This window comes from Duganella sp. Root336D2 (genome assembly GCF_001425005.1).
Classification (GTDB): Bacteria; Pseudomonadota; Gammaproteobacteria; order Burkholderiales; family Burkholderiaceae_D; genus Rugamonas.
Genome location: NZ_LMDB01000037.1, coordinates 342,716 through 366,250 on the forward strand (window position 1 = coordinate 342,716; position 23,535 = coordinate 366,250).

At 65.8% G+C, this 23,535-nt stretch carries 20 protein-coding genes; all 20 read left to right on the top strand.

The window, feature by feature from the left end; translation table 11 throughout:
• Positions 1-25 precede the first annotated feature (25 nt).
• The 20 genes from ASD07_RS25960 to ASD07_RS30465 all read left to right on the top strand — a co-directional run bounded on the left by ASD07_RS25960 (position 26) and on the right by ASD07_RS30465 (position 23,528).
• Positions 26-3,019 (top strand): ExeM/NucH family extracellular endonuclease, encoded by a 2,994-nt coding sequence (locus tag ASD07_RS25960; RefSeq protein WP_055937567.1) that lies wholly within the window; start codon positions 26-28, stop codon positions 3,017-3,019.
• An 11-nt stretch (positions 3,020-3,030) separates the two neighbouring features.
• On the top strand, positions 3,031-3,639 hold the full coding sequence (locus ASD07_RS25965) for an NF038129 family PEP-CTERM protein (protein WP_055937317.1): 609 nt from the start codon (positions 3,031-3,033) through the stop codon (positions 3,637-3,639).
• A gap of 190 nt (positions 3,640-3,829) precedes the next feature.
• Positions 3,830-4,519, top strand: coding sequence for a response regulator transcription factor (locus ASD07_RS25970; protein ID WP_055937320.1), 690 nt, complete (start codon positions 3,830-3,832; stop codon positions 4,517-4,519).
• On the top strand, positions 4,513-5,208 hold the full coding sequence (locus tag ASD07_RS25975) for a LuxR C-terminal-related transcriptional regulator (protein ID WP_055937325.1): 696 nt from the start codon (positions 4,513-4,515) through the stop codon (positions 5,206-5,208). The genes ASD07_RS25970 and ASD07_RS25975 overlap by 7 nt, the downstream gene beginning before the upstream one ends.
• A gap of 197 nt (positions 5,209-5,405) precedes the next feature.
• Positions 5,406-6,131 (top strand): NF038120 family PEP-CTERM protein, encoded by a 726-nt coding sequence (locus ASD07_RS25980; protein WP_055937329.1) that lies wholly within the window; start codon positions 5,406-5,408, stop codon positions 6,129-6,131.
• Positions 6,132-6,180: 49 nt separating this feature from the next.
• Positions 6,181-9,345, top strand: a complete 3,165-nt coding sequence (locus ASD07_RS25985; protein ID WP_055937332.1) for a S8 family serine peptidase — start codon at positions 6,181-6,183, stop codon at positions 9,343-9,345.
• A 138-nt stretch (positions 9,346-9,483) separates the two neighbouring features.
• Positions 9,484-9,840, top strand: coding sequence for a hypothetical protein (locus ASD07_RS25990; protein ID WP_055937334.1), 357 nt, complete (start codon positions 9,484-9,486; stop codon positions 9,838-9,840).
• Positions 9,841-10,136: 296 nt separating this feature from the next.
• Positions 10,137-10,859, top strand: a complete 723-nt coding sequence (locus ASD07_RS25995; protein WP_156398183.1) for an NF038120 family PEP-CTERM protein — start codon at positions 10,137-10,139, stop codon at positions 10,857-10,859.
• Positions 10,860-10,892: 33 nt separating this feature from the next.
• Complete coding sequence (locus ASD07_RS26000) at positions 10,893-14,063, top strand: S8 family serine peptidase (protein ID WP_055937340.1); 3,171 nt, start codon at positions 10,893-10,895, stop codon at positions 14,061-14,063.
• Positions 14,064-14,226: 163 nt separating this feature from the next.
• Positions 14,227-14,661: a type II secretion system major pseudopilin GspG gene (gene gspG / locus ASD07_RS26005; RefSeq protein WP_055937343.1), complete on the top strand. Its 435-nt coding sequence runs from the start codon at positions 14,227-14,229 to the stop codon at positions 14,659-14,661.
• 19 nt (positions 14,662-14,680) lie between these two features.
• Positions 14,681-15,865, top strand: coding sequence for a type II secretion system F family protein (locus tag ASD07_RS26010; RefSeq protein WP_055937345.1), 1,185 nt, complete (start codon positions 14,681-14,683; stop codon positions 15,863-15,865).
• Positions 15,862-17,547 carry a GspE/PulE family protein gene (locus ASD07_RS26015; protein WP_055937349.1) on the top strand — a complete coding sequence of 562 codons (1,686 nt, stop codon included), beginning with the start codon at positions 15,862-15,864 and terminating at the stop codon, positions 17,545-17,547. The genes ASD07_RS26010 and ASD07_RS26015 overlap by 4 nt, the downstream gene beginning before the upstream one ends.
• The gene (locus ASD07_RS26020; protein ID WP_055937352.1) at positions 17,540-18,301 is read left to right on the top strand and encodes a hypothetical protein; all 762 of its coding nucleotides are present in this window, start codon (positions 17,540-17,542) and stop codon (positions 18,299-18,301) included. Before ASD07_RS26015 ends, ASD07_RS26020 begins: the two co-directional genes overlap by 8 nt.
• Positions 18,298-18,843 (top strand): hypothetical protein, encoded by a 546-nt coding sequence (locus tag ASD07_RS26025; protein ID WP_055937355.1) that lies wholly within the window; start codon positions 18,298-18,300, stop codon positions 18,841-18,843. The genes ASD07_RS26020 and ASD07_RS26025 overlap by 4 nt, the downstream gene beginning before the upstream one ends.
• Positions 18,840-19,370: a hypothetical protein gene (locus ASD07_RS26030; RefSeq protein WP_082507567.1), complete on the top strand. Its 531-nt coding sequence runs from the start codon at positions 18,840-18,842 to the stop codon at positions 19,368-19,370. Before ASD07_RS26025 ends, ASD07_RS26030 begins: the two co-directional genes overlap by 4 nt.
• On the top strand, positions 19,367-19,918 hold the full coding sequence (locus ASD07_RS26035; protein WP_055937360.1) for a hypothetical protein: 552 nt from the start codon (positions 19,367-19,369) through the stop codon (positions 19,916-19,918). The genes ASD07_RS26030 and ASD07_RS26035 overlap by 4 nt, the downstream gene beginning before the upstream one ends.
• Positions 19,915-21,927 carry a secretin N-terminal domain-containing protein gene (locus tag ASD07_RS26040; protein ID WP_055937363.1) on the top strand — a complete coding sequence of 671 codons (2,013 nt, stop codon included), beginning with the start codon at positions 19,915-19,917 and terminating at the stop codon, positions 21,925-21,927. Before ASD07_RS26035 ends, ASD07_RS26040 begins: the two co-directional genes overlap by 4 nt.
• A 2-nt stretch (positions 21,928-21,929) precedes the next feature.
• Complete coding sequence (locus ASD07_RS26045; protein ID WP_055937365.1) at positions 21,930-22,400, top strand: type II secretion system protein; 471 nt, start codon at positions 21,930-21,932, stop codon at positions 22,398-22,400.
• Positions 22,394-22,768, top strand: a complete 375-nt coding sequence (locus tag ASD07_RS26050) for a type II secretion system protein (protein WP_055937369.1) — start codon at positions 22,394-22,396, stop codon at positions 22,766-22,768. Before ASD07_RS26045 ends, ASD07_RS26050 begins: the two co-directional genes overlap by 7 nt.
• Positions 22,734-23,528: a type II secretion system protein gene (locus ASD07_RS30465; protein ID WP_156398184.1), complete on the top strand. Its 795-nt coding sequence runs from the start codon at positions 22,734-22,736 to the stop codon at positions 23,526-23,528. Before ASD07_RS26050 ends, ASD07_RS30465 begins: the two co-directional genes overlap by 35 nt.
• Positions 23,529-23,535: the final 7 nt, after the last annotated feature.

A 23,535-nucleotide genomic window follows, 5' to 3' on the forward strand; every position in this document is an offset into this window, starting at 1 on the left:
ACATATTCTGGGGGTATTCATTTTCATGGACAAACGCATTCCTTTGCGCGCTAGCGCGCTGGCCGCCCTGTTGGCTTGCCAGCCGGCTTTCGCTGCCGACGTGGTGATCAGCCAGATGTACGGCGCGGGCGGCAATAACGGCGCTACCCTGCGCTACGATTACGTTGAACTGTTCAACCGCGGCAGCGCTGCGGTGGCCGTGGGCGGCTGGACCATCCAGTATGCGTCTGCCAGCGGCACCACCTGGGGCAAGGCGGAACTGCCGGCCGGCACCAGCATCGACCCGGGCAAATACTTCCTGCTCAAACTGGCCAGCAGCAATGTCGCGGTCGGCGCCGACTTCGCGGCCGACCATTACAGCGCCAGCGTGAACATGAGCGGCGCGTCCGGCAAGGTAGCGCTGGTCAATAACAATACGGCGCTGAGCGGCGCGCAGCCGGGCAGCGCATCGATCCAGGACGTGGTCGGCTACGGTTCGGCCAACTTCTCCGAAACAGCTGCCGCGACCGGCATGAGCGCCACCACCAGCCTGCTGCGCGCCAACAACGGCTGCACCGACAGCAACAACAACGCGGCCGACTTCAGCGCCGTCGCACCGCAATTCCGCACGGCCGCTTCGCCGGCCAATATGTGCGACAACGGGCCGCTGCCGCAGCCAATCGTGCCGCTATGCCCGGCCGCCGCCAAGCTCAACTTCGGCGCCGGCGGCAGCATCGCGCTGTCGGCCTCCGACGCCGACGGCATCGTCAACGACGCGCTCCTTACGTCGGCCGCAGTGCCTGGCCTGAGCCTGGGCAAGCTGCTTCCTGCGGGCGGGGTTGGCGGCAGTGCCAGCGTGTCGCTGCTGGCCTCGCCATCGCTGGCGGCGGGCACTTACCCGGTTGCGGTCAAGTTCTCCAACGACCAGGGGCAGGAAGCCAGCTGCACGGTCAGCCTGACCGTGGAAGTCGGCGCCGGCACGGTGGTGCCGGTACCGCAGATCCAGGGCTCGGGCGCCAGCAGCCCGTTCAGCGGTGCGAAGCTGACCACCGAGGGCGTGGTGACTGCCACGGTCGGCAGCGGCTTCTTCATCCAGGACGTGGCCGGCGACGGCGACCCGAATACTTCCGACGGCATGTTCGTCTACATGGGGGCGGCTGCGATGGCGGCCAAGGTCGGCGACCTGGTGCGCGTGAGCGGCACCGTGACCGAGTACAAGCCAAGCGGGGCAACACGGTCCTATACCGAGCTGTCGAGCGTGACCAGCGTCCTCACCCAGAGCACCGGCAACAGCATTACCCCGGCCAATATCGACCTGTCCAGCACCAGCCTGGCCAATGTGGAAGGCATGCTGGTGCGCTTCCCGGGCGCGCTGACCGTCAACGCTACCGATTCGCTGGCCAGCCGCGGCGAACTCACGCTGTCTGCCGGACGCCGCGAGATCCCGACCAACCGCTATCCGGCCCGCAGCGCGGATGCGCTCGCGCTGGCGGCGCAGAATGCCGCCAATATGATCACGCTGGACGACGGCCTGTTCGTCACGCCGGCGACGGTGCCCTACCTGGACCAGGACGGCACGGTGCGCGTCGGCTATACCGTCAGCGGCCTGACCGGCGTGATCGATTTCGGCGCCCTGGGCAGCGGCGGCGCGGGCTTCAAGCTGCAGCCGACCGAAGCGCCGGTCTTCTCGCGCGATAATCCACGCACCCCGGTGCCGGAAGTGGCGGCTGGCAACCTGAAGGTGGCCAGCGCCAACGTGCTGAACTTCTTCACCACCTTCATGGACGGCACCGATGTGCTGGGACAGACCGGCCAGGGCTGCACCCTGGGCAGCGGCAACAGCAAAGCCAACTGCCGCGGCGCCGACAATATGGCAGAGTTCGTGCGCCAGCGCGACAAGATCGTGGCCGGGCTGAAGGCGATCGATGCCGACGTGGTGGGCCTGATGGAGATCCAGAACAACGGCGACTATGCCACCAGCTACCTGGTGGACAGCCTGAACTCGGCATACGGCAGGGTGGAATACGCTTATGTGCCGAAGCCGCCTGCGACCGGCACCGATGCGATCCGGGTGGCGATGATCTACAAGCCGGCCAAGGTGGCGCTGGCGGGCGCTGCGCTGTCCGATGCGGCGCAGGTCAATGACCGGCCGCCGATGGCGCAGACCTTCAAGGCCAATAACGGCGCGAAGTTCAGCGTCATCGTCAACCACCTGAAATCCAAGCGCTGCAACGGCGCCAGCGGCGCCAATGCCGACCAGAATGACGGCCAGAGCTGCTACAACGCGGACCGCATGGCGCAGGCGCAGCAGCTGGCCGAAAGCTTCGTGCCGCAAGTGGTGGCGGCGGCCGGCGACCCGGATGTGCTGCTGATCGGCGACTTCAATGCCTACGGCATGGAAGACCCGATCATGTACCTGACCGCCGCCGAGCGCCCGCTGCGCTTCGAGAACCAGGTCGAACGCTTCGTGCGCCCGAACGGCATGCCGCATTCCTATGTATTCGGCGGCGAGAGCGGCTACCTGGACCACGCCCTGGCCAGCGCTGCCATGAGTTCGCAGGTAGCCGGCGCCATGGAGTGGAACGCCAACGCCGACGAGCCGGAAGTGCTGGACTTCAACCTCGATGGCAAGAATGCCGCCGCCCAGGCCCTGTACAACACGCTGCCTTACCGCGCTTCCGACCACGATCCGGTGGTGATCAGCCTGAACCTGGCGCCATCGTACGTGGACGTGACTTCGAGTGTGCAGATCCAGCGTTCCGGCCTGGTGCAGGGCCGCTTCAGCAGCATCGCCACCGCCACTGCCTGGCTGACCAACAGCAGCGGCGCCGACATGGCCGCACCGCTGCAGTATGTGCTGCAAGGGCTGCCGGCCGGGGTCACCCTGGCCAATGCCAGCGGCTCTATCAACGGCATGCCTTACATCACCGCCGCGCCGGCGCTGGCTGCCGGTGCCCAGGCAACCGTCCAGCTGCAATTCAATAATCCGGGCCGTGTCGCCGTCAACTACACGCCAAAAGTCTACAACGGCAGTTTCTGAGGACCTGAACCATGCAAAACAAGCTTCTGACCCGATTCCTGCGCATCGCCGCGCTGTTGCTGGCCTTTGGCGCCAGCAGCCACGCCATGGCGGACGTCATGCGCCTGGTGACGCTGGATACCTCCATTTACGGCGCCGGCCGCCAAGGCTACCTGGACTTCACCTTCAATGGCGTGGACGGGGCGCCTGCCGCGACTGCAACCATGGCGCAACTGCAGGGCTTTAATATGGACCCGGCCAATTTTTCGCCTTGGGGCGATGCCGCCGCGGTGCCGGGCGGTTTTGCCATGCTCAATTCGAGCAGCCCCAACGATGTGCTGTACCAGGGCGTGTTCGGTGGCGTGTTCAGCTTCCTGCTGACGATTTCCGGCGATCCTTCGGCGCTGCTGAATTCCAATTTCGGCGTGGTGGCCTATGACATCGACCAGAACCCGATCAAGGGCAAGATCCTGGACCTGATGTTTGTCGCGGCAGCGGACGGCAGCCCCGACCTGCAGATCCTCAGCATCAATGACGCGATCGCCAGCGTGGCGCTCCCGGCCGCAGTGCCGGAGCCGGCGTCGCTGGCGCTGGCGGCGCTGGGCCTGCTGATGCTGGCCTGGGTTCGCCGCCGCGCATAAGCAGCGCGGTTGCACAAACACCACAGGCACCTTGGGAGTTTGGGCTCCCAAGGTGCTTTTTCATTTGGATGGCACAGAGGGAGTGGGGGGATTTATTTCGGCAGAATATTAATACTTAATTAAAATTGTATTAGCGTGCAGGACTTGGCATGATTCATAGTTTTCCGCATAACGACCTGCGTTTTTTGCCATGTCCTTCAACATTCTCGTCATCGACAGCGACCCCGCTGTGCAGCAACTGCTGGCCCATAACCTGGGGCAGGCGGGCTATGCGGTACAGTGCCACGGCGATGCGATGACGGCGCTTGCCGCACTGCAGGGAAGCTTGCCGGAAGCGGTATTGCTGGAGTGGGACTTGCCGGGCCAGTCGGGCGTGTCGCTGATCCGCCATTGGCGCGCGGCGCCGCGCACCAGCGAACTGCCGATCCTGATGCTGAGTGCGCGCTGCGCCGAGCAGGACAAGGTGCTGGCGCTGGAAAGCGGGGCCGACGATTTCATCTGCAAGCCGTTCGGGCCGCGCGAAACCATCGCCCGCCTGCATGCGGTGCTGCGGCGCCGGCGTCCAGCCGGCATGCCGGGCGCCTTGCAGGTGGCGGGCTTGCGCCTCGATCCGCATACCCTGAGCGTGACGGCAGGCGACCGCCAGCTGAACCTGGGGCGCGTGGAATTCCGCCTGTTGAACTACCTGATGCACCACCCGGGCCGCGTGCACAGCCGCGCGCAATTGCTGGACCAGGTGTGGGGCAGCCATGTCTTCCTCGACGAACGCACGGTCGACGCCCATGTGGGGCGCTTGCGCAATGCGCTGCAACCCAGCGGCATGCATGAAGCGATCCAGACCGTGCGCGGCAGCGGCTACCGCTTCCACGCCCAATGCTGAATTCCGACGCCCGCGAGCAGGAATACCTGTTGCACGCCATCGATGGCGCGCATGGCCTGGCCACGCAGGGCGAATTATTCCTGTGGAGCCAGGGCGCCTTGCAGGCCCTGTTGCCGCATGGCGTACTGCTGTGCATCCAGCTTGACGAGCAGGGCCGGGCGCGCAAGGTGGAGTGCCTGCACAGCAGCGTGCTGGCGGCCTCCGCCAGCGCCCTGCTGTGCGACGCCCGGCAAGGGCCGGCCCCGGCCTGGCTGCGCCAGTGGCAACAGGGCGGCGGGCAGCCGCTGGCGCTGCAGGCCGGCGCCATGGGGCACGGCTTGCTGCACGGCTGCGGGCCCTTGGCCTGCGGCGGCAGTGCCATGGTCCTGCTTGGCATGCCGGCGGCGGCCGGCGTACGCGAATCCTGGCTGCTGCAATTGCTGCTGCCCTACCTGCACCTGGCGCTGCAGCGCATCGCCAGCGCGGCCCCGGCGCCAGCCGTCTCGCCGCGCCAGGCTGAAATCCTGCAGTGGCTGCGCGAGGGCAAGAACAACGGGGAAATCGGCCGCCTGCTCGGCATCAGTCCCCTGACCGTCAAGAACCACCTGCAGCGCCTGTACCGCCAGCTCGGCGTCAACAACCGCGCCCACGCCGTGGCGCAATTCCCCATCCCGCCGCTTGCAGATTTGTCGAAGATTTTTACACTTTGATGAAGTGCCAATAATGGCACTTCATCAACTGGTTGATTCTTTTGGAAATGTTGATTGGGCATGATTTTTGCGTGCGCCCTCCCGCACGCGGCAGCATAGCCGTGCGTAAAGTTGTGTTGTAGGCAATAGATCTGAGTCAGGCAGCTGTCCACGAGGCAGGCTGCCATTTTCGAGAGTTCAACCATCCAGGGGATTCCGTGGCCAATATTTCTAAGATCCAAACACATCGCGCAGCCCAGGCGATCAAACAATTCCTGTGCGTCGCAGCACTGGCCGCAGGCAGTGTGGCGCAGGCAGGAGTGCTCAATTTTGAAGGGCAGGTCGATTCGCCCTTCGTTTTCGCCGGCGACCACATCAAGGTCGGCGGGTATTGGATCGAGTCCTATGGCGGCAGCCAGACTTCCGACCTGGTCGGCGCCTTTGTCGACGGCAGCGATCCTGCCAGCTGCTTCGGTGTCAGCTGCCCGGTCAATAATGCATCGCAGTACTATACCGGCCTGGATGACGGTTATTTCTACTTTGGCCAGAATAACGATTCCCTGTTCCGCCTCGGCAGCCTGCGCGCCAGCTTCATCGGCACCGGCCAGGCCAGCTTCCCGGCTGTCGCCGGCATGCTGGTGCTGCAAGGTTTTGACGCCCTGGGCCAGGCGCTGGGCGGCGCGCGCCAGCTCGGCCTGTCCGGCCCGAGCGGCGGCCAGTTCCAGTTCGGTACTTTCGACCTGAGCTCGATCAAGGAACAGTTCGCCTTTGTGCGCGTGCTTGGCTACTCCTGCGATGCCAATGGCAGCTGCAACCGCAACTCCAACCTGGCCAACTTCGCTATCGACGATATCGTCACGATTCCCGAACCAGGCAGCCTGGCGCTGTTCGGCCTGGGCATGGCCGGCCTTGGCCTGGCCGCCCGCCGCCGCCGTGTGCGCTAAGCCGCGGCTCTTTCGCTAACCTGATCCGGGAATCCAAATGAAAATGACCATGAAACTGCGTCCTGCGGCGCTGGCGGTGCTGGCCGTACTGTCCAGCTTGACCGTGGGCGCCGGCGCGCAAGAGGCGCGCAAAACCTATATCGTGCAATTGAGCGACCAGCCGGCCACCACCTATGTCGGCGGCGTCAGCGGCTATCCGGCCACCCAGCCGGCACCGGGCGCGGTGTTCGACTACCGCGATCCCAAAGTACAGAATTATGTGCGCTACCTGGGCGACCGCAAAGCCGACGTCCTGGCCAGCGTCGGCAATCCGGTCGTGATTGCCAACTACGATGTGGTGCTGAACGGCTTTGCCGCCCTGCTTACCGACAGCGAAGTGCTGGCCCTGAAAGGCAATCCAGCCGTGGCGGACGTGCAGGCCGATGCGGTGCGCCGCATGGATACCATTTCCACGCCGCGCTTCCTGGGCCTGAGCACGGCAGGCGGCCTGTGGTCGCAATTTGCCGGCGGCAGCCAGGTCAAAGGCGAAAACATGGTGGTCGGCATCGTCGACGGCGGCATCTGGCCGGAAAACCCGGCCTTTGCCGACCGGGTCGACGGCAATGGCGTGCCGACCTTTGATGCCGGCGGCAGCCTGGCTTACAACACGGCGCCGGCCTCGTTTACCGGCGGCTGCGCGGCGGGCGAGGGCTTCGATCCGGCCATCCATTGCAACAACAAGCTGGTGGGCGCCAAGTATTACAACGCCGGCTTCCTGGCCAGCGGCCGTCCCAAGAACTGGACGGAATTCTATTCGCCGCGCGATTCCAATGTCGGCGGCGATGGCGTAACGAGCGGCCATGGCGGCCATGGCGACCACACTGCTTCTACCGCCGCCGGCAACAGCAATGTCCCTGCCGTGGTGGCCGGCATCCCGATGGGCCCGGCCTCCGGCGTCGCGCCGCGCGCGCGCGTGGCTGCCTACAAGGTATGCTGGACCTATGATGATCCCACTGCCGACGACGGCACCGGCGCCTCCAACAGCTGCTTCAACTCCGATTCGGTGCAGGCCATCGACGACGCGGTCAAGGATGGCGTGAACGCCATCAACTTCTCGATCAGCGGCGCCCAGAACACGGTCAACGATGCGGTCGAACAGGCGTTCTACCGCGCTTCGCTGGCGGGCGTGTTCGTTGCCGCTTCGGCCGGCAACAGCGGCCCAGCCAATGCGGTGGCCCACATCAGCCCATGGCTGACCACGGTGGCTGCTTCGACCCACGACCGCAACCTGGTGGCCGATGCCACCACGGGCAGCGGCAGCAAGTATACCGGCGCTTCGCTCAACACCAAGGCACTGCCGCAAACGGCCCTGGTGCGTGCCGAGGACGCCGGCCTGGGCGGCGGCAACGCCAACCTGTGTTTCAGCAGCTCGCCGCCGGCCGGCCAGGTGATGCTGGATCCGGCCAAGGTGGCCGGCAAGGTGGTGATCTGCACCCGCGGCACCAATGCCCGTGTCGACAAGAGCCTGGCTGTGCTGAATGCCGGCGGCGTCGGCATGGTGATGGCAGACAACGGCGGCGGCCTGGTGGCCGAAGCCCATTCGGTGCCGAGCGTGCACATCTCCGCTGCCGACGGCGCCGCCATCAAGGCGTATGCCTTGGCACAGGGCGCCGCCGCCACGACCGCCATCGGCACCTTCTACCCGGGCAGCAAGCCGGCGCCGGTGATGGCTGGCTTCTCGTCGCGCGGCCCGAATATGGGCGACGCCAACGTGCTCAAGCCCGACCTGACCGCGCCAGGGGTGGACATCATCGCCAGCGTGTCGGCGGCCTTGACACCGGCCCAGCACAGCGCGGTGGTCGCGGGCAGCTTCGTGCCGCCGGCCGCTTACGAGTCCTACCAGGGCACGTCGATGTCGAGCCCGCACGTGGCGGGGCTGTCCCTGCTGCTGCGCCAGGCGCATCCCGACTGGTCGCCGGCCGCCGTCAAGTCGGCCCTGATGACCACCACCTATTCGACCCTGAACGATGGCTTGCCGGGCGCGCAGAACGGCTTGCTGCCATGGTCGCAAGGCGCCGGCCATGTGGATCCGAACAAGGCGGTCGACCCGGGCCTGGTGTACGACATGGGCAAGGCCGACTACGTGCAGTACCAGTGCAAGGTCAACCGGCCAGCCGTACCGGCCGCCGACTGCAGCAACTTCGGCACGCTGGACGAGACCTATAACCTGAACCTGCCTTCGATCACGGTGTCCACGGCACTGGGCGGGGTTGGCACCACGGTGCGCCGCAAGGTGACCAATGTGGGACCGGCAGCCACCTATACCGCCACGGCGTCGCTGCCAGGCTTCAGCGTCGTGGTTTCGCCGTCGTCGCTGACGCTGGCCACCGGCCAGAGCGGCAGTTTCACCGTCAAGCTGACCCCGAACGGCGCACCGGCCAACGCCTGGCAGTTCGGCAGCCTGGCCTGGAACGATGGCAGCCATAATGTGCGCATTCCGGTGCAGGCCAAGGTGGGCAAGGCGGTGACGGCGCCGGCGATCCTGAGCGGCGACAAAGCGTCCGGCAGCCGCCTGTTCCCGGTCCTGACCGGCTTCTCCGGCCGCATGGGCTATGCCAAAGGCGGCTTGAAGGCCGCCAGCTATGGCGATGCGGTGACGCTGGAAGCCAAGTCGACCAGCTCGGCCGTCCTGAAAACCCTGTGCACGGCCGGTGCCGATACGGCCAACGTCAAGGTCTACAAGGTCAGCGTCCCGGCCGGCGCCGTGGCCGCCAAGTTCGCCCTGTTCCAGAAGGATTCCGGGGCCTCGGACGACCATGACCTGGGCGTGCTGACGCCAGGCGGCGCCTGGAGCTACTCCGGCAACGATGGCAGCAACGAGTCGGTGCAACTGGCATCGCCCGCAGCGGGCACCTACAACGTGTGCGTGGTGGCGTATGGCAGCACGACGCCGGAAGCCATGCAGCACAAGCTGGCATCGTGGGTGGTCAGCACGGCCGACACGGGCGGCAAGTTCGTGGTGGCAGTGCCGAGCAAGGTGGTGGCGGGCAACAACACCACGGTGGGCGTCAGCTGGTCCGGCCTCGACAATAACCAGAGCTATGTCGGCGCGGCCCAGTTCCTGGACTTGAACGGGGTGGTGCAGGCCACCACCCTGGTCAATGTCAGCACCGGCGCCGCGGCCGTGCCGATTGCCGAGACCGACCGCGTAGCGGCCGCCAAGCTGCAGGACTAAACGACGGCTGGCGACAGTCCGCCCTGGTGTGCGCCGCGGCGCATGCCAGGGCGGATTTTTTATTGCACCCGCTGCCGGCACGGTTGACCGGGCGGGCGGCAGGACTGATCATAGGCCATCGCCTTCGGAGCAATTCTGATGAAACAACTTGCCATCCTGCTGGCCTGCCTGGGCGCCGCCGCCTGCAGCCACGCCAACCCCGACACCCTGTCGCAGTTGCGCGCCCTGGGCAGCGATGCCGCCTGCAGCAGCGACCAGCAGTGCCGCACGGTGGCGCTGGGCGCCAAATCCTGCGGCGGGCCGGAAGGCTACCTTGCCTATTCGACCGCGCGCAGCGACCCGGCCAAGGTGGCGCAGCTGGCGGAGCGCTACCGCAAGGAGCGCAGCGATGCCAATGCCCGCTCCGGCATGGCCAGCGATTGCCGCTTCATCGCCGACCCCGGCGCGCAGTGCGTGGCCGGCAAATGCCAGCTGGGCGGCGCACTCGACCGCTAATTCCCGTCCCGATTCCCAAGCAGCCGGCCAAGTGCCGGCTATTTGTCATGCATTCGTATGCAAAGTGTCGGAAATTTTTACACTTTTTGAGTTAAATAAATCTTGCCAAGATAACACATTGATTCCTTTGATAATTATTATCTTGGCATGAATCATGCTTCCTACCGGCAACTTGCGCTTACCAAAATTTCCGCAAGTAAAGTTGCTCATAAGTAGAACGTTTAGTGGAGCCGGGGCGGAGCGGACCAAAAGTTCCGTACGCCCTTTCATGATCACAATTCGCAGAGGAATCGACGGTGAAATTTTTTAATAATCAAACACCTCGCGCAGGAAAAGCAGTCAGTCACATCCTGTTGGCGGCAGTGCTGGCCATGGGCGGCGTCGCCCAGGCGGGGACTTTGAGTTTTGAGGGCAATCCGCAATCGCCTTTCATGCTGGCCGGCCAGCATGTCAAGATTGGCGACTACTGGATGGAAGCCTACGGCGGCGAGCAGCAGGGCGATATGGTGGGGGCCTTTGTCAAAGGCAGCGAACCGGAAACCTGCGCCACGGGCAACTGCCCGGTCAACAATGTCAGCCAGTATTACACCGGCCTCAACGATGGCTATTTCTACTTCGGCCGTAATGACAATTCCTCCTTCCGCCTGGGCAGCCTGAACGCCAGCTTCGTCGGCGCCGGCCAGGAGAGCTTCCCGGACATGGCCGGCCAGTTGCTGGTGCAAGGCTTTAACGCCAAGGATGAAGAAATGGGGCCGCTGGTGCGCCTGGCGCTGGCCGCACCGGAGAATGGCCAGTTCAGCTTCCAGCATTTCAACCTGGGCAAGCTGACCGATTACTACAGCTACGTGCTGGTGTTCGGCCTGGAGTGCAACAGCGACGGCAAGTGCTACCGCGGCGGCGGCATGGCGAACTTTGCGATCGACGATATCGCGACGATCCCGGAACCGGGCAGCCTGGCGCTGTTTGGCCTTGGCATGGGCGGCCTGGCCCTGGCCAGCCGCCGTCGCCGCGCGCGCTGAATCTCCCTGCTAACCTGAACCGGAACAGAATCCATGAAACTGAATTTGAAACAACGTCCAGCCGCACTGGCAGTGCTGGCGCTGCTGTCCAGCATTACCCTGTCCGCTGTCGCGCAAGATGAGCGCAAGGCTTACATCGTCCAGCTGCAAGACCAGCCGGCCGCCACCTATAACGGCGGCGTCAGCGGCCTGGCGGCAACCCAGCCGGCCAAGGGCGAAGTGTTTGATTTCCGCTCGTCCAAGGTACAGAACTATGTCAGCTACCTGGGCACGAAGAAAGATGAAGTGCTGGCCAGCGTCGGCAATCCGACCGTGGTCGGCAATTACGACGTGGTGCTGAACGGCTTTACCGTGATGCTGACCGAGGCGGAAGTGCTGGCGCTCAAGGCCAACCCGGCCGTGGCCGACGTGCAGGCCGATGCCGTGCGCCGCATGGACACCGTGTCCACCACCGGTTTCCTGGGCCTGAGCACCATCAATGGCCTGTGGTCGCAATTTGCCGGCGGCAGCCAGGTCAAGGGTGAAAACCTGGTGATCGGCGTGATCGACGGCGGCATCTGGCCGGAAAACCCGGCCTTTGCCGACCGTGTCGATGCCAACGATGTGCCAACCTTCGACCCGGCCGGCACGCTGGCCTTCAGCGCGCCGCCAGCCACCTTCAAGGGCGGCTGCGTGGCGGGCGAGGGCTTTGAGCCGGCCCTGCATTGCAACAACAAGCTGGTGGGCGCCAAGTTCTACAATGCCGGCTTCCTCTCCACCCGCAAGCCGAAGCACTGGACCGAGTACTTTTCGCCGCGTGATTCCAGCTCCGGCACCGACGGCCACGCGATCGGCCATGGCGGCCACGGCGACCACACCGCTTCGACCGCCGCCGGCAATGCCAATGTCTTGGCCACCATCGGCGGCGTGCCGATGGGGCTGACCTCCGGCATGGCGCCGCGCGCCCGTGTTGCCGCTTACAAGGTGTGCTGGAGCACGGCTGAAGAGGGCGCCGCCGACGGCACCAACGTCAACAACGGCTGCTACAACTCGGACTCGGTGCAGGCGATCGACGACGCCGTCAAGGATGGCGTCAACGTGATCAACTTCTCGATCGGCGGTTCGCAGACCGGTACCGGCGACGCCGTCGAACAGGCGTTCTACCGCGCCTCGCTGGCCGGCGTGTTCGTGGCCGCATCGGCCGGCAATGCCGGCCCGGCCAATACCGTGGCCCACCTCAGCCCATGGCTGACCACGGTCGGCGCCTCGACCCATGACCGCAAGTTCCAGGCCGATGTCAAGCTGGGCAGCGGCGCCAAGTATTACGGCGCCTCCAACAACCTGAGCAGCCTGCCTGATACGGCCCTGATCCGCGCCGAGGATGCAGGCGTGGGCGGCGGCAACGCCAGCCTGTGCTTCAGCGCCGCGCCGCCAGCCGGCCAGGTCCTGCTGGACCCGGCCAAGGTGGCCGGCAAGGTGGTGGTCTGCACCCGCGGCAATAACGCGCGCGTCGACAAGAGCCTGGCAGTGCTGAATGCCGGCGGCGTTGGCATGGTGCTGAGCGACAATGGCGCCGGCCTGGTGAGCGAAATCCACTCGGTGCCGACGGTGCACGTGAGCGCCGCCGACGGCAGCGCGATCAAGGCCTACGCCAAGGCGCAGGCGGCAGCGACGGCTTCCCTGAGCGCCTTCTACCCCGGCACCAAGCCGGCGCCGATCATGGCCGGCTTCTCCTCGCGCGGCCCGAACCAGGGCGACAGCAATATCCTGAAGCCGGACGTCACCGCGCCGGGCGTGGACGTCATCGCCAGCTACGCGGCAGCCCTCAACCCTGCCGAAACGGCGGCAGTGGCGGCCGGCGCGCCGGGCCAGCAAGCCTACGCTTCGATCCAGGGCACCTCCATGGCCAGCCCGCACGTGGCCGGCCTGGGCCTGCTGCTGCGACAGGCGCATCCGGAGTGGTCGCCAGCTGCCATCAAGTCGGCGCTGATGACCACCGCCTACGATACGCTGGACGACGCCCTGCCAGGCGCGCAGAACGGCAAGCTGCCATGGGCGCAGGGCGCCGGCCATGTAGCACCGAACAAGGCCAACGATCCTGGCCTGGTATACGACATGGGCAAGGCCGACCTGGTGGCCTACCAGTGCAAGGTGAACCGCCCGCTGGTGCAGCCGGCTTCCGACTGCATCACCTACGGCACGCTGGACGAGACCTACAACCTGAACCTGGCATCGATCACCGCCGGTGCGATCCAGAACAGCGTCACCATCAAGCGCAAGGTGACCAATGTGGGCGGCGCAACGGCCACCTACAATGCCAGCGCTGCGGTGACCGGCTTCAGCACCGTGGTCACGCCAGCCACGCTGACCCTGGCGCCTGGCGCCAGCGGCAGCTTCACCGTCAAGCTGACCCGCACCACGGCGCCTGAAACCGTGTGGCAGTTCGGCAGCCTGGTCTGGTCCGATGGCAACCACGTGGTGCGCAGCCCGATCCAGGCCCGTACCGCCAAGCCGGTCATTGCGCCGGCACTGGCGTCGGGCGACAAGCCGGCCGGCACCCGCCTGTTCACCGTGCGCACCACCTTCAGCGGCCGCCTGACGGCACTGAAGGGCGGCCTGAAAGCGCCTGTCTTCGGCGACAGCGTCACGCTGGCGGCCAAGGCGGTCAGCTCGGCGGCCCTGAAGGATGCCTGCGCCACCGGCGCCGACACCGCCAACATCAAGGTCTATAACGTCGCCATCCCGGCCGGGGCGGTAGCGGCGCGCTTCGCGCTGTTCCAGAAGGATACCGGCACGGCCAGCGACGACCATGACCTGGGCATGCTGGCACCGGACGGCAGCTGGAATTATTCCGGCCATGACGGCACCAGCGAAGCGGTGCAGGTGGCTTCGCCGGCGGCCGGCAACTACAAGGTGTGCGTAGTGGCCTATGGCGGCGAGAATCCTGACGCCATGAACCACAAGCTGGCGTCGTGGATCGTGACCCCGGGCGACAGCGGCGGCCAGTTCACTGCGGCCCTGCCGGGCCGCGTGTACAGCGGGACCAACACCACGGTGGGCGTCAGCTGGGCTGGCCTGGATGAGAACCAGAGCTATGTCGGCGGCGTACAGTTCCAGGACCTGAGCGGCACGGTGCAAGCGACCACCCTGGTCAATGTGAACACCGGCAGCGCTACCGTGCCGGCGCCGGAATCGGACCGCGCCCAAGCCAAGCTGCAGGACTAAGCGCAGTTTGCAAGGTGAAAAACCGCCCGGGCGCAGGCCGTCCGGGCGGTTTTTTTTTGTGAATGACTGCAAAGACACACACTATTAATCAAAATGTTGTTGAATACTTAAACTGCGTGGTAGTCTTGCGAGTTCTTCAGCGGTCATCATAGGAGTCGTCCGGATGCAAGTAGCACAGTTTCAAGGTTCGCGCCGCGCCGCCGGCTTCACCCTGCTCGAATTGCTGGTGGTGATTGTCATCATCGGCCTGCTGGCCGCCTATGTCGGCCCGAAATACTTTTCCCAGCTCGGTAAATCCGAAGTCACGATCGCCAAGGCGCAGATCGAGGCCTTCGACAAGGCGCTCGACACCTACCGCCTGGATGTCGGGCGCTACCCGAGCACCGAGGAAGGCTTGCCTGCATTGCTGGCGGCGCCGGCCACGGCAGGCACCAAGTGGAATGGCCCCTACCTGAAAAAGGGCGTGCCGCCCGATCCATGGGGCCGCCCATACCAGTACAAGGCGCCCGGCGCCAAGGCTGAATACGACATCATCTCCCTCGGCAAGGATGGCCAGCCGGGCGGCGAAGGCGAGAACGCCGACATCGGCGCCCAATAAAGACAGCGTGGTTTAAGCAATGCAGTTTGATGTTCGCACCCTGTCGCCGGACATGGCGATCGGCCAATTGGTGGTCGATGGCCGCGACGAGGCCGATGCACGGCGCCAGGTGGAGGCGCGCGGCCTGTTCGTCAGCGCCATCACGCCGCGCAGTGCCGGCCTGCGCGCGGGCAAAGCCAAGGCGCTCTCGCTGGTGCTGTTCAGCCAGGAGCTGCTGGCGCTGCTGAACGCGGGCCTGGGCGTGGTGGAGGCGCTGGAAGCGCTGCTGGAAAAGGAATCGGCGCCGGCCACGCGCAGCGTGCTGGAGCGCCTGCTGCAAGGCCTGCGCGAAGGGCAGCGCTTTTCCACCGTGCTGGCCGAGCAGCCGCAATTGTTCCCGCCCCTGTATGTGGGCATCGTCAAGGCTGCCGAAGGCACCAGCGACCTGCCACGCTCGCTGGAGCGCTTCATCGATTACCAGCAGCGGGTCGACCTGGTGCGCGCCAAGCTGGTCAGCGCCGCCATCTATCCCTGCATCCTGCTGCTGGTGGGCGGCGGCGTGTCGCTGTTCCTGATTGCCTATGTGGTGCCGCGCTTTGCCGAGGTGTACCAGGGCGCGGGGCGCAACCTGCCGTGGATGTCGCAGCTGATGCTGAGCTGGGGCCAGTTTGCCGCGGCGCATACCCTGCCGCTGGTGGCCGGCCTGGCCGCTGCGATCGGCGGCGCGGTGGTCGGCGTGCGCCACCTGCTGCGCAGCGGCGGCCTGGCGCGCCTGCTGGCCCGCCTGCCGGGCGTGGGCGAGCGCGTGAAGATCTATGAGCTGTCGCGCCTGTACCTGACGCTGGGCATGCTGAGCGAGGGCGGCATCACCATCCTGAATGCGGTGGACACGGTGCAGGCAATGGTGTCCGCCAATGTGAAAGAAGGCTTGCAGGGCGCGCGCGCCATGATCGAGGCGGGCTTGCCGCTGTCGTCGGCCTTCGAAGCCAATGGCTTGACCACGCCGATTTCGCTGCGCATGCTGCGCGTGGGCGAGCGCACCGGCGAAATGGGGGCCATGCTGACGCAGTCGGCCGCCTTCTACGACGGCGAGATCGGGCGCTGGATCGACCGTTTTACCCGTACTTTTGAACCGCTGCTGATGGCCGGTATCGGCCTGGTGGTGGGCGCTATCGTGGTGCTTTTGTATATGCCGATTTTTGACCTGGCCGGAGAAATGGCATGACGCTGCCGGTGCTTGATGCAACCCTGCTGGCCAAGGCGCGCGCGCAGGGCGCGCTGTCCAAACGCAGCCTGGTGGAGGAGCTGGAAGAGCTGTCCGGCATCGAACCGCGCATGGCGGTGCGGGCGCTGGCCCAGCCTTTCGGCCTGGCGGTGCTGGAAACGGCCGACATGCTGGCTTTCGAGACGGCTTTCGACCTGCTGCCGCTGTCGCAGGCCATGGCGCGCCACTGCGTGCTGCTGCGCTCCCACGATGGGGCGGCGGTGGGCGTGATTGCCGATCCGTTCGACCTCGACCTGCAGACCTGGCTGGCGACGCAGGCGCGCTGCTCGGCAGCCGCGCCGCTGCAGCTGCGGCTGGCGCTGCAGGCCGACATCCAGGCCTACCTGTCGAAGCAGGAAGAGTCGGCGCGCGCGGTCGATACCCTGGTGTCGGGCGCGGAGGGCACGCGGCGCGACGGCAAGACGGCGGCGGTGCTGTCGTTTGCCTCGGTGTCGGAGGGCGCCAGCCCGGCCGTGCGGCTGGTCAATTCGACCTTGTATGACGCCTTGAAAGCCGGCGCCTCCGACATCCACCTGGAATCGACTGCCGGCGGCCTGGCCGTCAAGTACCGGGTGGACGGGGTGCTGGACCATGCCACGGCCGTCAACGGCATCGACGTGGCGGAGCAGATCATTTCGCGCCTGAAGGTGCTGGCCGAGCTGGACATCGCGGAACGCCGCGTGCCGCAGGACGGCAGCTTCCGGGTCGAATCGATGGGGCGCGAGATCGACCTGCGGGTATCGATCATGCCGTCCATCCATGGCGAAGACGCGGTGATCCGTATCCTGGACAAGCGCGCCATGATCGAGTCCTATGGCTCGCTGACGCTGGAGGCGCTGGGCTTCGACGACGCTTCGCTGTCGACCTTGCGTGCGCTGGCGCAGGAGGCTTACGGCATGCTGCTGGTGACCGGGCCGACCGGTTCCGGCAAGACCACCACGCTGTATGCTGCGTTGACTGAAATCCACAATGGCCGCGAAAAGATCATCACCATCGAAGACCCGGTGGAATACCAGCTGCCGGGCATCCTGCAGATCCCGGTCAACGAGAAGAAGGGCCTGACCTTCGCCAAGGGCCTGCGCTCGATCCTGCGCCACGACCCGGACAAGATCATGGTGGGCGAAATCCGCGACCGCGAAACGGCGGAAATCGCGGTGCAGTCGGCCCTGACCGGCCACCTGGTGCTGACCACCGTCCACGCCAACAATGTGTTCGACGTGTTCGGGCGCTTTACCCATATGGGCATCGATCCCTATGCCTTCGTGTCGGCACTGAACGGCATCTGGGCGCAGCGCCTGGTGCGCATCAACTGCCCGCATTGCGCGGTCGAGGTGACGCCGTCGGACGAGGAGCTGGCCAGCGTCGGCCTGGCGCGCGCCGACGTCTACGAATACAACTTCAAGGAAGGCAAGGGCTGCGGCGATTGCCGCGGCACCGGCTACAAGGGCCGCCGCTCGATCGCGGAGATCCTGACCCTGAACGATGAAATCCGCGAACTGATCGTGGAAAAGCGGCCGATCCGCCAGATCAAGGCGGCAGCCTATGCCAACGGCACGCGCAGCCTGCGCCATGCGGCGCTGGACGTGGTGCGGCGCGGCGATACGACCCTGGCGGAAATCAAGCGGGTGACCTTGCATGCTTAAGAATCTGACGCAATCGCTGCGCATCGAAGTCACGCCGCACGCCATGCGCCTGCTGCGCGTGCCGCGCTGGGGCTCGGCCGCACCGGAACTGCTGGCCGAACAGGCGCTGGCTGCTGCGCCGGCCGCTGCCTTGCCGCTGGCCCTGGGCGCGCTGCTTGCAGGGCAGGGCGCTGCCGGCATGGCCGCCAGTTTTGTCCTGTCCGATGAACTGCTGCGCCTGTGGCAAGTAAGCCCGCCGGCGCAGGCCGCCCGCCTGGCCGACCTGGAAGGCGCCGCGGCGCTGCGTTTCCACACGCTGTACGGCGAAACGCCGGCCGCCTGGCACGTCAGCGCGGACTGGAACGCCGCCGCCCCCTTCATGGCAGCGGCAATTCCGCGCTTGCTGAAGGCCGCCATCGAAAACGCCGCCGCCCAGCATGGCCTGGTCGTCAGCGCCATCGTTCCCTATTTCGTGGCAGCTTGGAACCGCCATGCCGGCGCCTTGAAGAACGATGCCTGGTTCGGCGTTGCGCAGGCCAATGTGCTGGCACTGGCCGCCTGCGAAGGCGGCAAGCTGCGCGCCTTGCGCCATGTCGCCATTCCGCCCGGCGCCGACCATTACTGGCTGACGCAGGCGGCGCAGCGCGAGGCCTTGCTGCTCGGATTGCAGGCGCCGGCCCTGATCCAGCTCAGCGGCGAGGTGCCGCCGGCGCTGGCAAAACCGGCCAGCAGCGACAAGCATATCGCCACTGCCGCGTTGGGAGCTGCAGCATGAGGCCTATGCAGATCGATTTTGCCGCTGCCGGCTGGCGCCGCACGCTGTATCGCAGCCACCCGCTGGCGCTGGCTGCCGGCGTGCTGGGCCTGGCATTGCTGACGGCGGGGGGCGTCTTCGGCGTGCAGGCTGCGCAGCAGCAAGCGGCGCGCGAAGAAAACCTGCGCGCCCAGCAGCGCAAGCAAGCCGCCGCCGTGCGCGCGCCTGAGCGCAAGCCGGAAACCGTGATTCTGGAAGCCCAGGCGGTGGCGGTCAACACCGCCATCCTGCAACTGAACCTGCCATGGCGCGACCTGCAGGATGCGGTGGCCGCCGCCAATACGCCGGCTGTGGCGCTGCTGGCGCTGGACCCTGATCCGCGCAAGCAGACACTGAAAATCACGGCGGAGACCAAGAACAGCGACGATATGGTCGGCTACATCGAGCAGCTGAAGCAGCAGGAATTCTTTGCCGGCGCTGCGCTGCTGCGCCATGAAATCAACGACCAGGACCCGAATCGCCCGCTGCGCTTCCAGGTCGAAGTGCAATGGAGGGCGCGATGAACGCGGCGGCCCTGATGCTGCGCCTGCGCCTGGCGGCAATGCGCCTTGGCATAGCCGGCTGCGTTGCGCTGGCGCTGCTGCTGGCCGGAGCGTCGCTGTTGTCATGGTCGCTCAAAGCGCGCCAAGAGGCGGCCCAGCCTTTGCCGCCCGCGCCGGCGCAGCTGGTGCAAGCGGCGCCGCCGCCGACCGCCAACGAGAACCTGGCCCATTTCTATGCCTCCCTGGGCGAAAAACGCCATGCCGAACAGCAGGTCAAGCAGCTGTTCGACATCGCGGCCAAGACCGGCCTGGCGCTGGACCAGGGCGAATACAAATTCAGCCTGGATAAGGCCAGCGGCGTCTCTGCCTACCAGGTCACGCTGCCGGTGAAGGGCGCCTACCAGAATATCTGGCAGTTCAGCATGCAGGCCCTGTCGGCGATCCCGTTCGCGGCGCTGGACGATATTGCCTTCCGCCGCGAAACCATTACCGAGCCGGTGGTCGAGGCGCGCATGCGTTTCACGTTGTACCTGAAGGAGAAGCCATGAAGCCGCGCCATATGCTGATGGGCGCGGCGCTGCTGTGCGCCGCAGCGCTGGTGCTGTTCGGCGACAAGGCCCCCAACGACACGGTGGCGGAAGCGGTCGAACGCAAGCCGGCGCGCGCGCCGGCCGCCAGCGCGCCGCCGGCGGTGAAAGTGGCGCATGCGGCGGCAGGGGAGACCTCGATCCTGCGCCTGGTGCCGCGCGAGGAATTGATCGGCGAAGTCGGCGAAGGCTCGTTCAAGAGCAAGGACGGGGTATTCGGCGGCCAGAACTGGAATCCACCGCCGCCGCCGCCCACGGCTGCGGAACTGAAACCGCCGCCGCCGCCGCCGCCGACAGCGCCGCCGCTGCCGTTCCAGTTCCTGGGCAAGGCAGCCGCCGATGGCCAGTGGGAGGTGTACCTTGGCCGCGGCGAGCAGACTTTTGTCGTGAAAAAAGGCATGCAGATCGACGGCACGTACCGCGTCGATGCCATCGCACCGCCAACCCTGACCATGACCTACCTGCCCATGAACCAGGTGCAGCAGTTAAATATTGGAGTAATTGAGTGAAGCCAAATCTGAGAACGCTGTCGCTGTCCGTGCTGGTACTGGCACTGTCCGGCTGCGCGGCCGATATGGCCTACCGCGATGGCCGCAGCCTGGTTGAAAAAGACCAGGTGGAAGCGGGCCTGCTGAAATACCAGGAAGCGATGAAGCGCAACCCGGACAGCGCCCTGTACCGCTCCGCCTACCTCGACACGCGCGAGCGGGCCAGCGCCCGCCTGCTGGAGCAGGCCGACCAGTTCATCAATGAGGGCAAATACCTCCCTGCCGCGCAGAATTTCCAGCGCGTGCTGTCGATGGACCCGCAAAACGAACGCGCGCGCGCCGGCCTGCGTGCGCTGGAAATGGCTGACCGCCACGACAAGCTGCTGGCGCAAGCCCGTGCATCGCTGGAGCAGAAGGAATTCGAAGCGGCGAAGAGCCGCGTCGGCACGGTGCTGGCCGAGAAGCCGGACCACGCGGCCGGCCGCGCCCTGATGCGCGAGATCAATGAGCAGACGCCGCAGCCGCCGGCCGAATCGGGCCTGTCCAAAGCCTACAAGACCCCGATTACGATCGAGTTCCGCGAAGCGCCGCTGAAACAGGTATTCGACATCATTTCGCGCCGTTCGGGCCTGAACTTCATCTTCGACAAGGATGTGAAGAGCGACGCCCGCACCACCATCATGCTGAAGAACAGCACGGTGGAATCGGCAATTTACTTCCTGCTGATGACGAACCAGCTGGAGCAGCAGGTGATGGATGCCAATACCATCCTGGTCTACCCGAACACGGCGGCCAAGCTGAAGGAGTACCAGGAAACGGTGGTGCGCACCTTCTATTTGTCGAACGCGGAAGCCAAAACCGTCGCCAACACGCTCAAGACCATCCTCAAGTCGCGCGACGTGGTGGCCGATGAAAAGCTCAACCTGGTGATCCTGCGCGATAGTGCCGATGCGGTGAAACTGGCGGAAAAGATCATTGCAACGCAAGACCAGGCCGAGCCCGAAGTGATGCTGGACGTGGAGATCCTGGAGGTCAAGCGCAGCCGCCTGATGAAGCTTGGCGTGGATTGGCCGAACCAGGTCGGCCTGTCGGTGCTGGGCAGTGCCCGCGACGCAACCAAGCTGACTTTGCGCGACCTCGACAACATCAACCGCGACAACATCGGCGTCTCGGCGCTTGCCACGACCCTCAATATCAAGAAGACCGACGGCGACACCAACCTGCTGGCCAGCCCGCGCATCCGCGTGCGCAACAAGGAGAAGGCCAAGGTCGTGATCGGCGAAAAGGTGCCGGTGATTACCACCACCATTTCGCCGGGCACGGGCGGCTTTGCCTCCGAATCGGTGAGCTATGTCGATGTCGGGCTCACGCTGAATGCGGAGCCGATCATCTACCTGAACAACGAAGTGGGCATCCGCATTGCGCTGGAAGTATCGAACCTGATCGACCGCGTGACGACCGCCAGCGGCACCACCGCCTACCAGATCGGCACGCGCCAGGCTTCCACCTTCCTGCAACTGAAGGATGGCGAGAACCAGGTGCTGGCGGGCCTGATCAATAGCGAAGAGCGCAGTACGGGCAACCGCGTGCCGGGCCTGGGCGACCTGCCGATCCTGGGCCGCCTGTTCGGCACGCAGACGGATGACAAGCAGAAGACCGAGATCGTGCTGTCGATCACGCCGCACCTGGTGCGCAACCTGCAGCGCCCGGAAACCTCGGTTGCCGAATTCTCGGCCGGTACCGAAGCGAACTTCCGCCGCAAGCCTGACGTCGCACCGCGCCAGGCCGTGGTGCTGCCGGGCGCCCGCCCAGCCGGCGCGACTGCTGCGCAGGATGCCGTCACGACGGCCGTGCCGACGCCAGGCGCCGCACCCGCCGCACCCGCCGCACCGGCGGACCAGCCCGCGCCGCAGAAACTGCCGCTGTCGAATACCCAGCCCGGCCCGGCTTCCAGCGTGACCAAACCGCTGCCGCCACCGGTCCCCGCCAATACCGTGCAGCCGCCGGCCAGCACGGAGCGTAAAGAGTAAGCATGCGCGCGCGCGGATTCACCCTGATCGAACTGCTGGTGACGCTGGCCATCCTTGGCCTGCTCGCCGCACTGGCGATCCCGGTCGGGCAGACCGTGGTCCAGCGCCGCAACGAGCAGGAGCTGCGCAGCGCGCTGCACGTGATGCGCAAGGCGCTGGACGACTACAAGACCGCCTACGATGAGGGGCGCATTGCCAAGTCCATCACCGGCAACGGCTATCCGCGCACGCTGGAGGTGCTGGTGGAAGGCGTGGTCGATGTACGCAGCCCGAAGCGCAGCAAGATCTACTTCCTGCGCCGCATCCCGCGCGACCCCTTCAACCCGGATTCCAATGCCAGCAATGGCCAAAGCTGGGGCAAGCGCAGCTACGCCAGCGACGCCGACGATCCGCGCGAAGGCGAGGATGTTTTTGACGTGTTTTCGACTTCGGAGCAGGTAGGCCTGAACGGCGTGCCTTACAAGAAATGGTGAACAAGAAGGGCTTCACACTGATCGAGCTGCTGGTCGTGCTGGGCATCATCGCCTTGCTGCTGACGCTCGCCGTGCCGCGCTATTTCCCGAGCGTGGACAAGACCAAGGAAACCATCCTGGCCGATAACCTGCGCAGCACGCGCGCCATCATCGACCAGTTCTACGGCGACACTGGCCGCTTCCCGGACAGCCTGGAGCAGCTGGTGGAGAAAAAATACCTGCGTGCCGTCCCGATCGACCCGATCACGGAAAAGAGCGATAGCTGGACTATCGTGCCGCCGGAGGACGTCAGCAAAGGCGGCGTGGCAGACATCAAGAGCGGAGCGCCCGGCAATGACCGCAGCGGCAAGCCTTATTCCGAGTGGTAGGCAGCACGGGTTCACCTACGCCAGCGTAGTGATCCTGGTGGCGATTATCGGCCTGGTTGGCGCCATGTCGCTGCGCCTTGGCACAACCATGCAGCGCGCGGCCGCTGAACAGGCCCTGCTCGACATCGGCATGGAGTACAGCAACGCCCTGGCCAGCTATGCCGCCGCCACGCCGCAGGGGCAGCCCAACTATCCCAATTCTTTCGCCGAACTGCTGAAGGACCCGCGCTTCCCGCAACTGCGCCGCCATTTGCGCCGCGTCTATGTCGACCCGATGACGGGCAAGGCCGAATGGGGCCTGGTGAAGGCAAACGAGAATGGCGGCATCCTGGCCATATACAGCCTGTCGAAAGCGGCGCCGATCAAGATCGGGAATTTCCCGCCGCGCTTCGTGGCTTTTGAAGGCAAGACCAGCCTGGCCGACTGGAAATTCAGCGGCGAGGGCGTGCAGGTTGCTGGCGCCAAGGGCGCGGACGGCCAGCAGCCCGGCCAGCAGCCGGGACAGCCGGCCAAACCCGGATCGGGCATGCAGCCGGGCAGTCCGCTGACCGGCATGAACGGCACCCAGCCCGGTGCTTTGAGCGGCACGCAGCCTGGCAGCAAGCCGGGCACGCCGCAAGAGCCGCCGCAGCCTGCCGAACCGCCGCAGGAGCCGCCAGAGCCGCCGCAGGAGCCGCAGGAGCCGCCACCAGAGCCGGCGCCGGAGCAGTCCGGCGAGCAGCCGCGCGAAGAGGCGCCACCGCCGCCATCGCGCCGCTGAAGCCTGG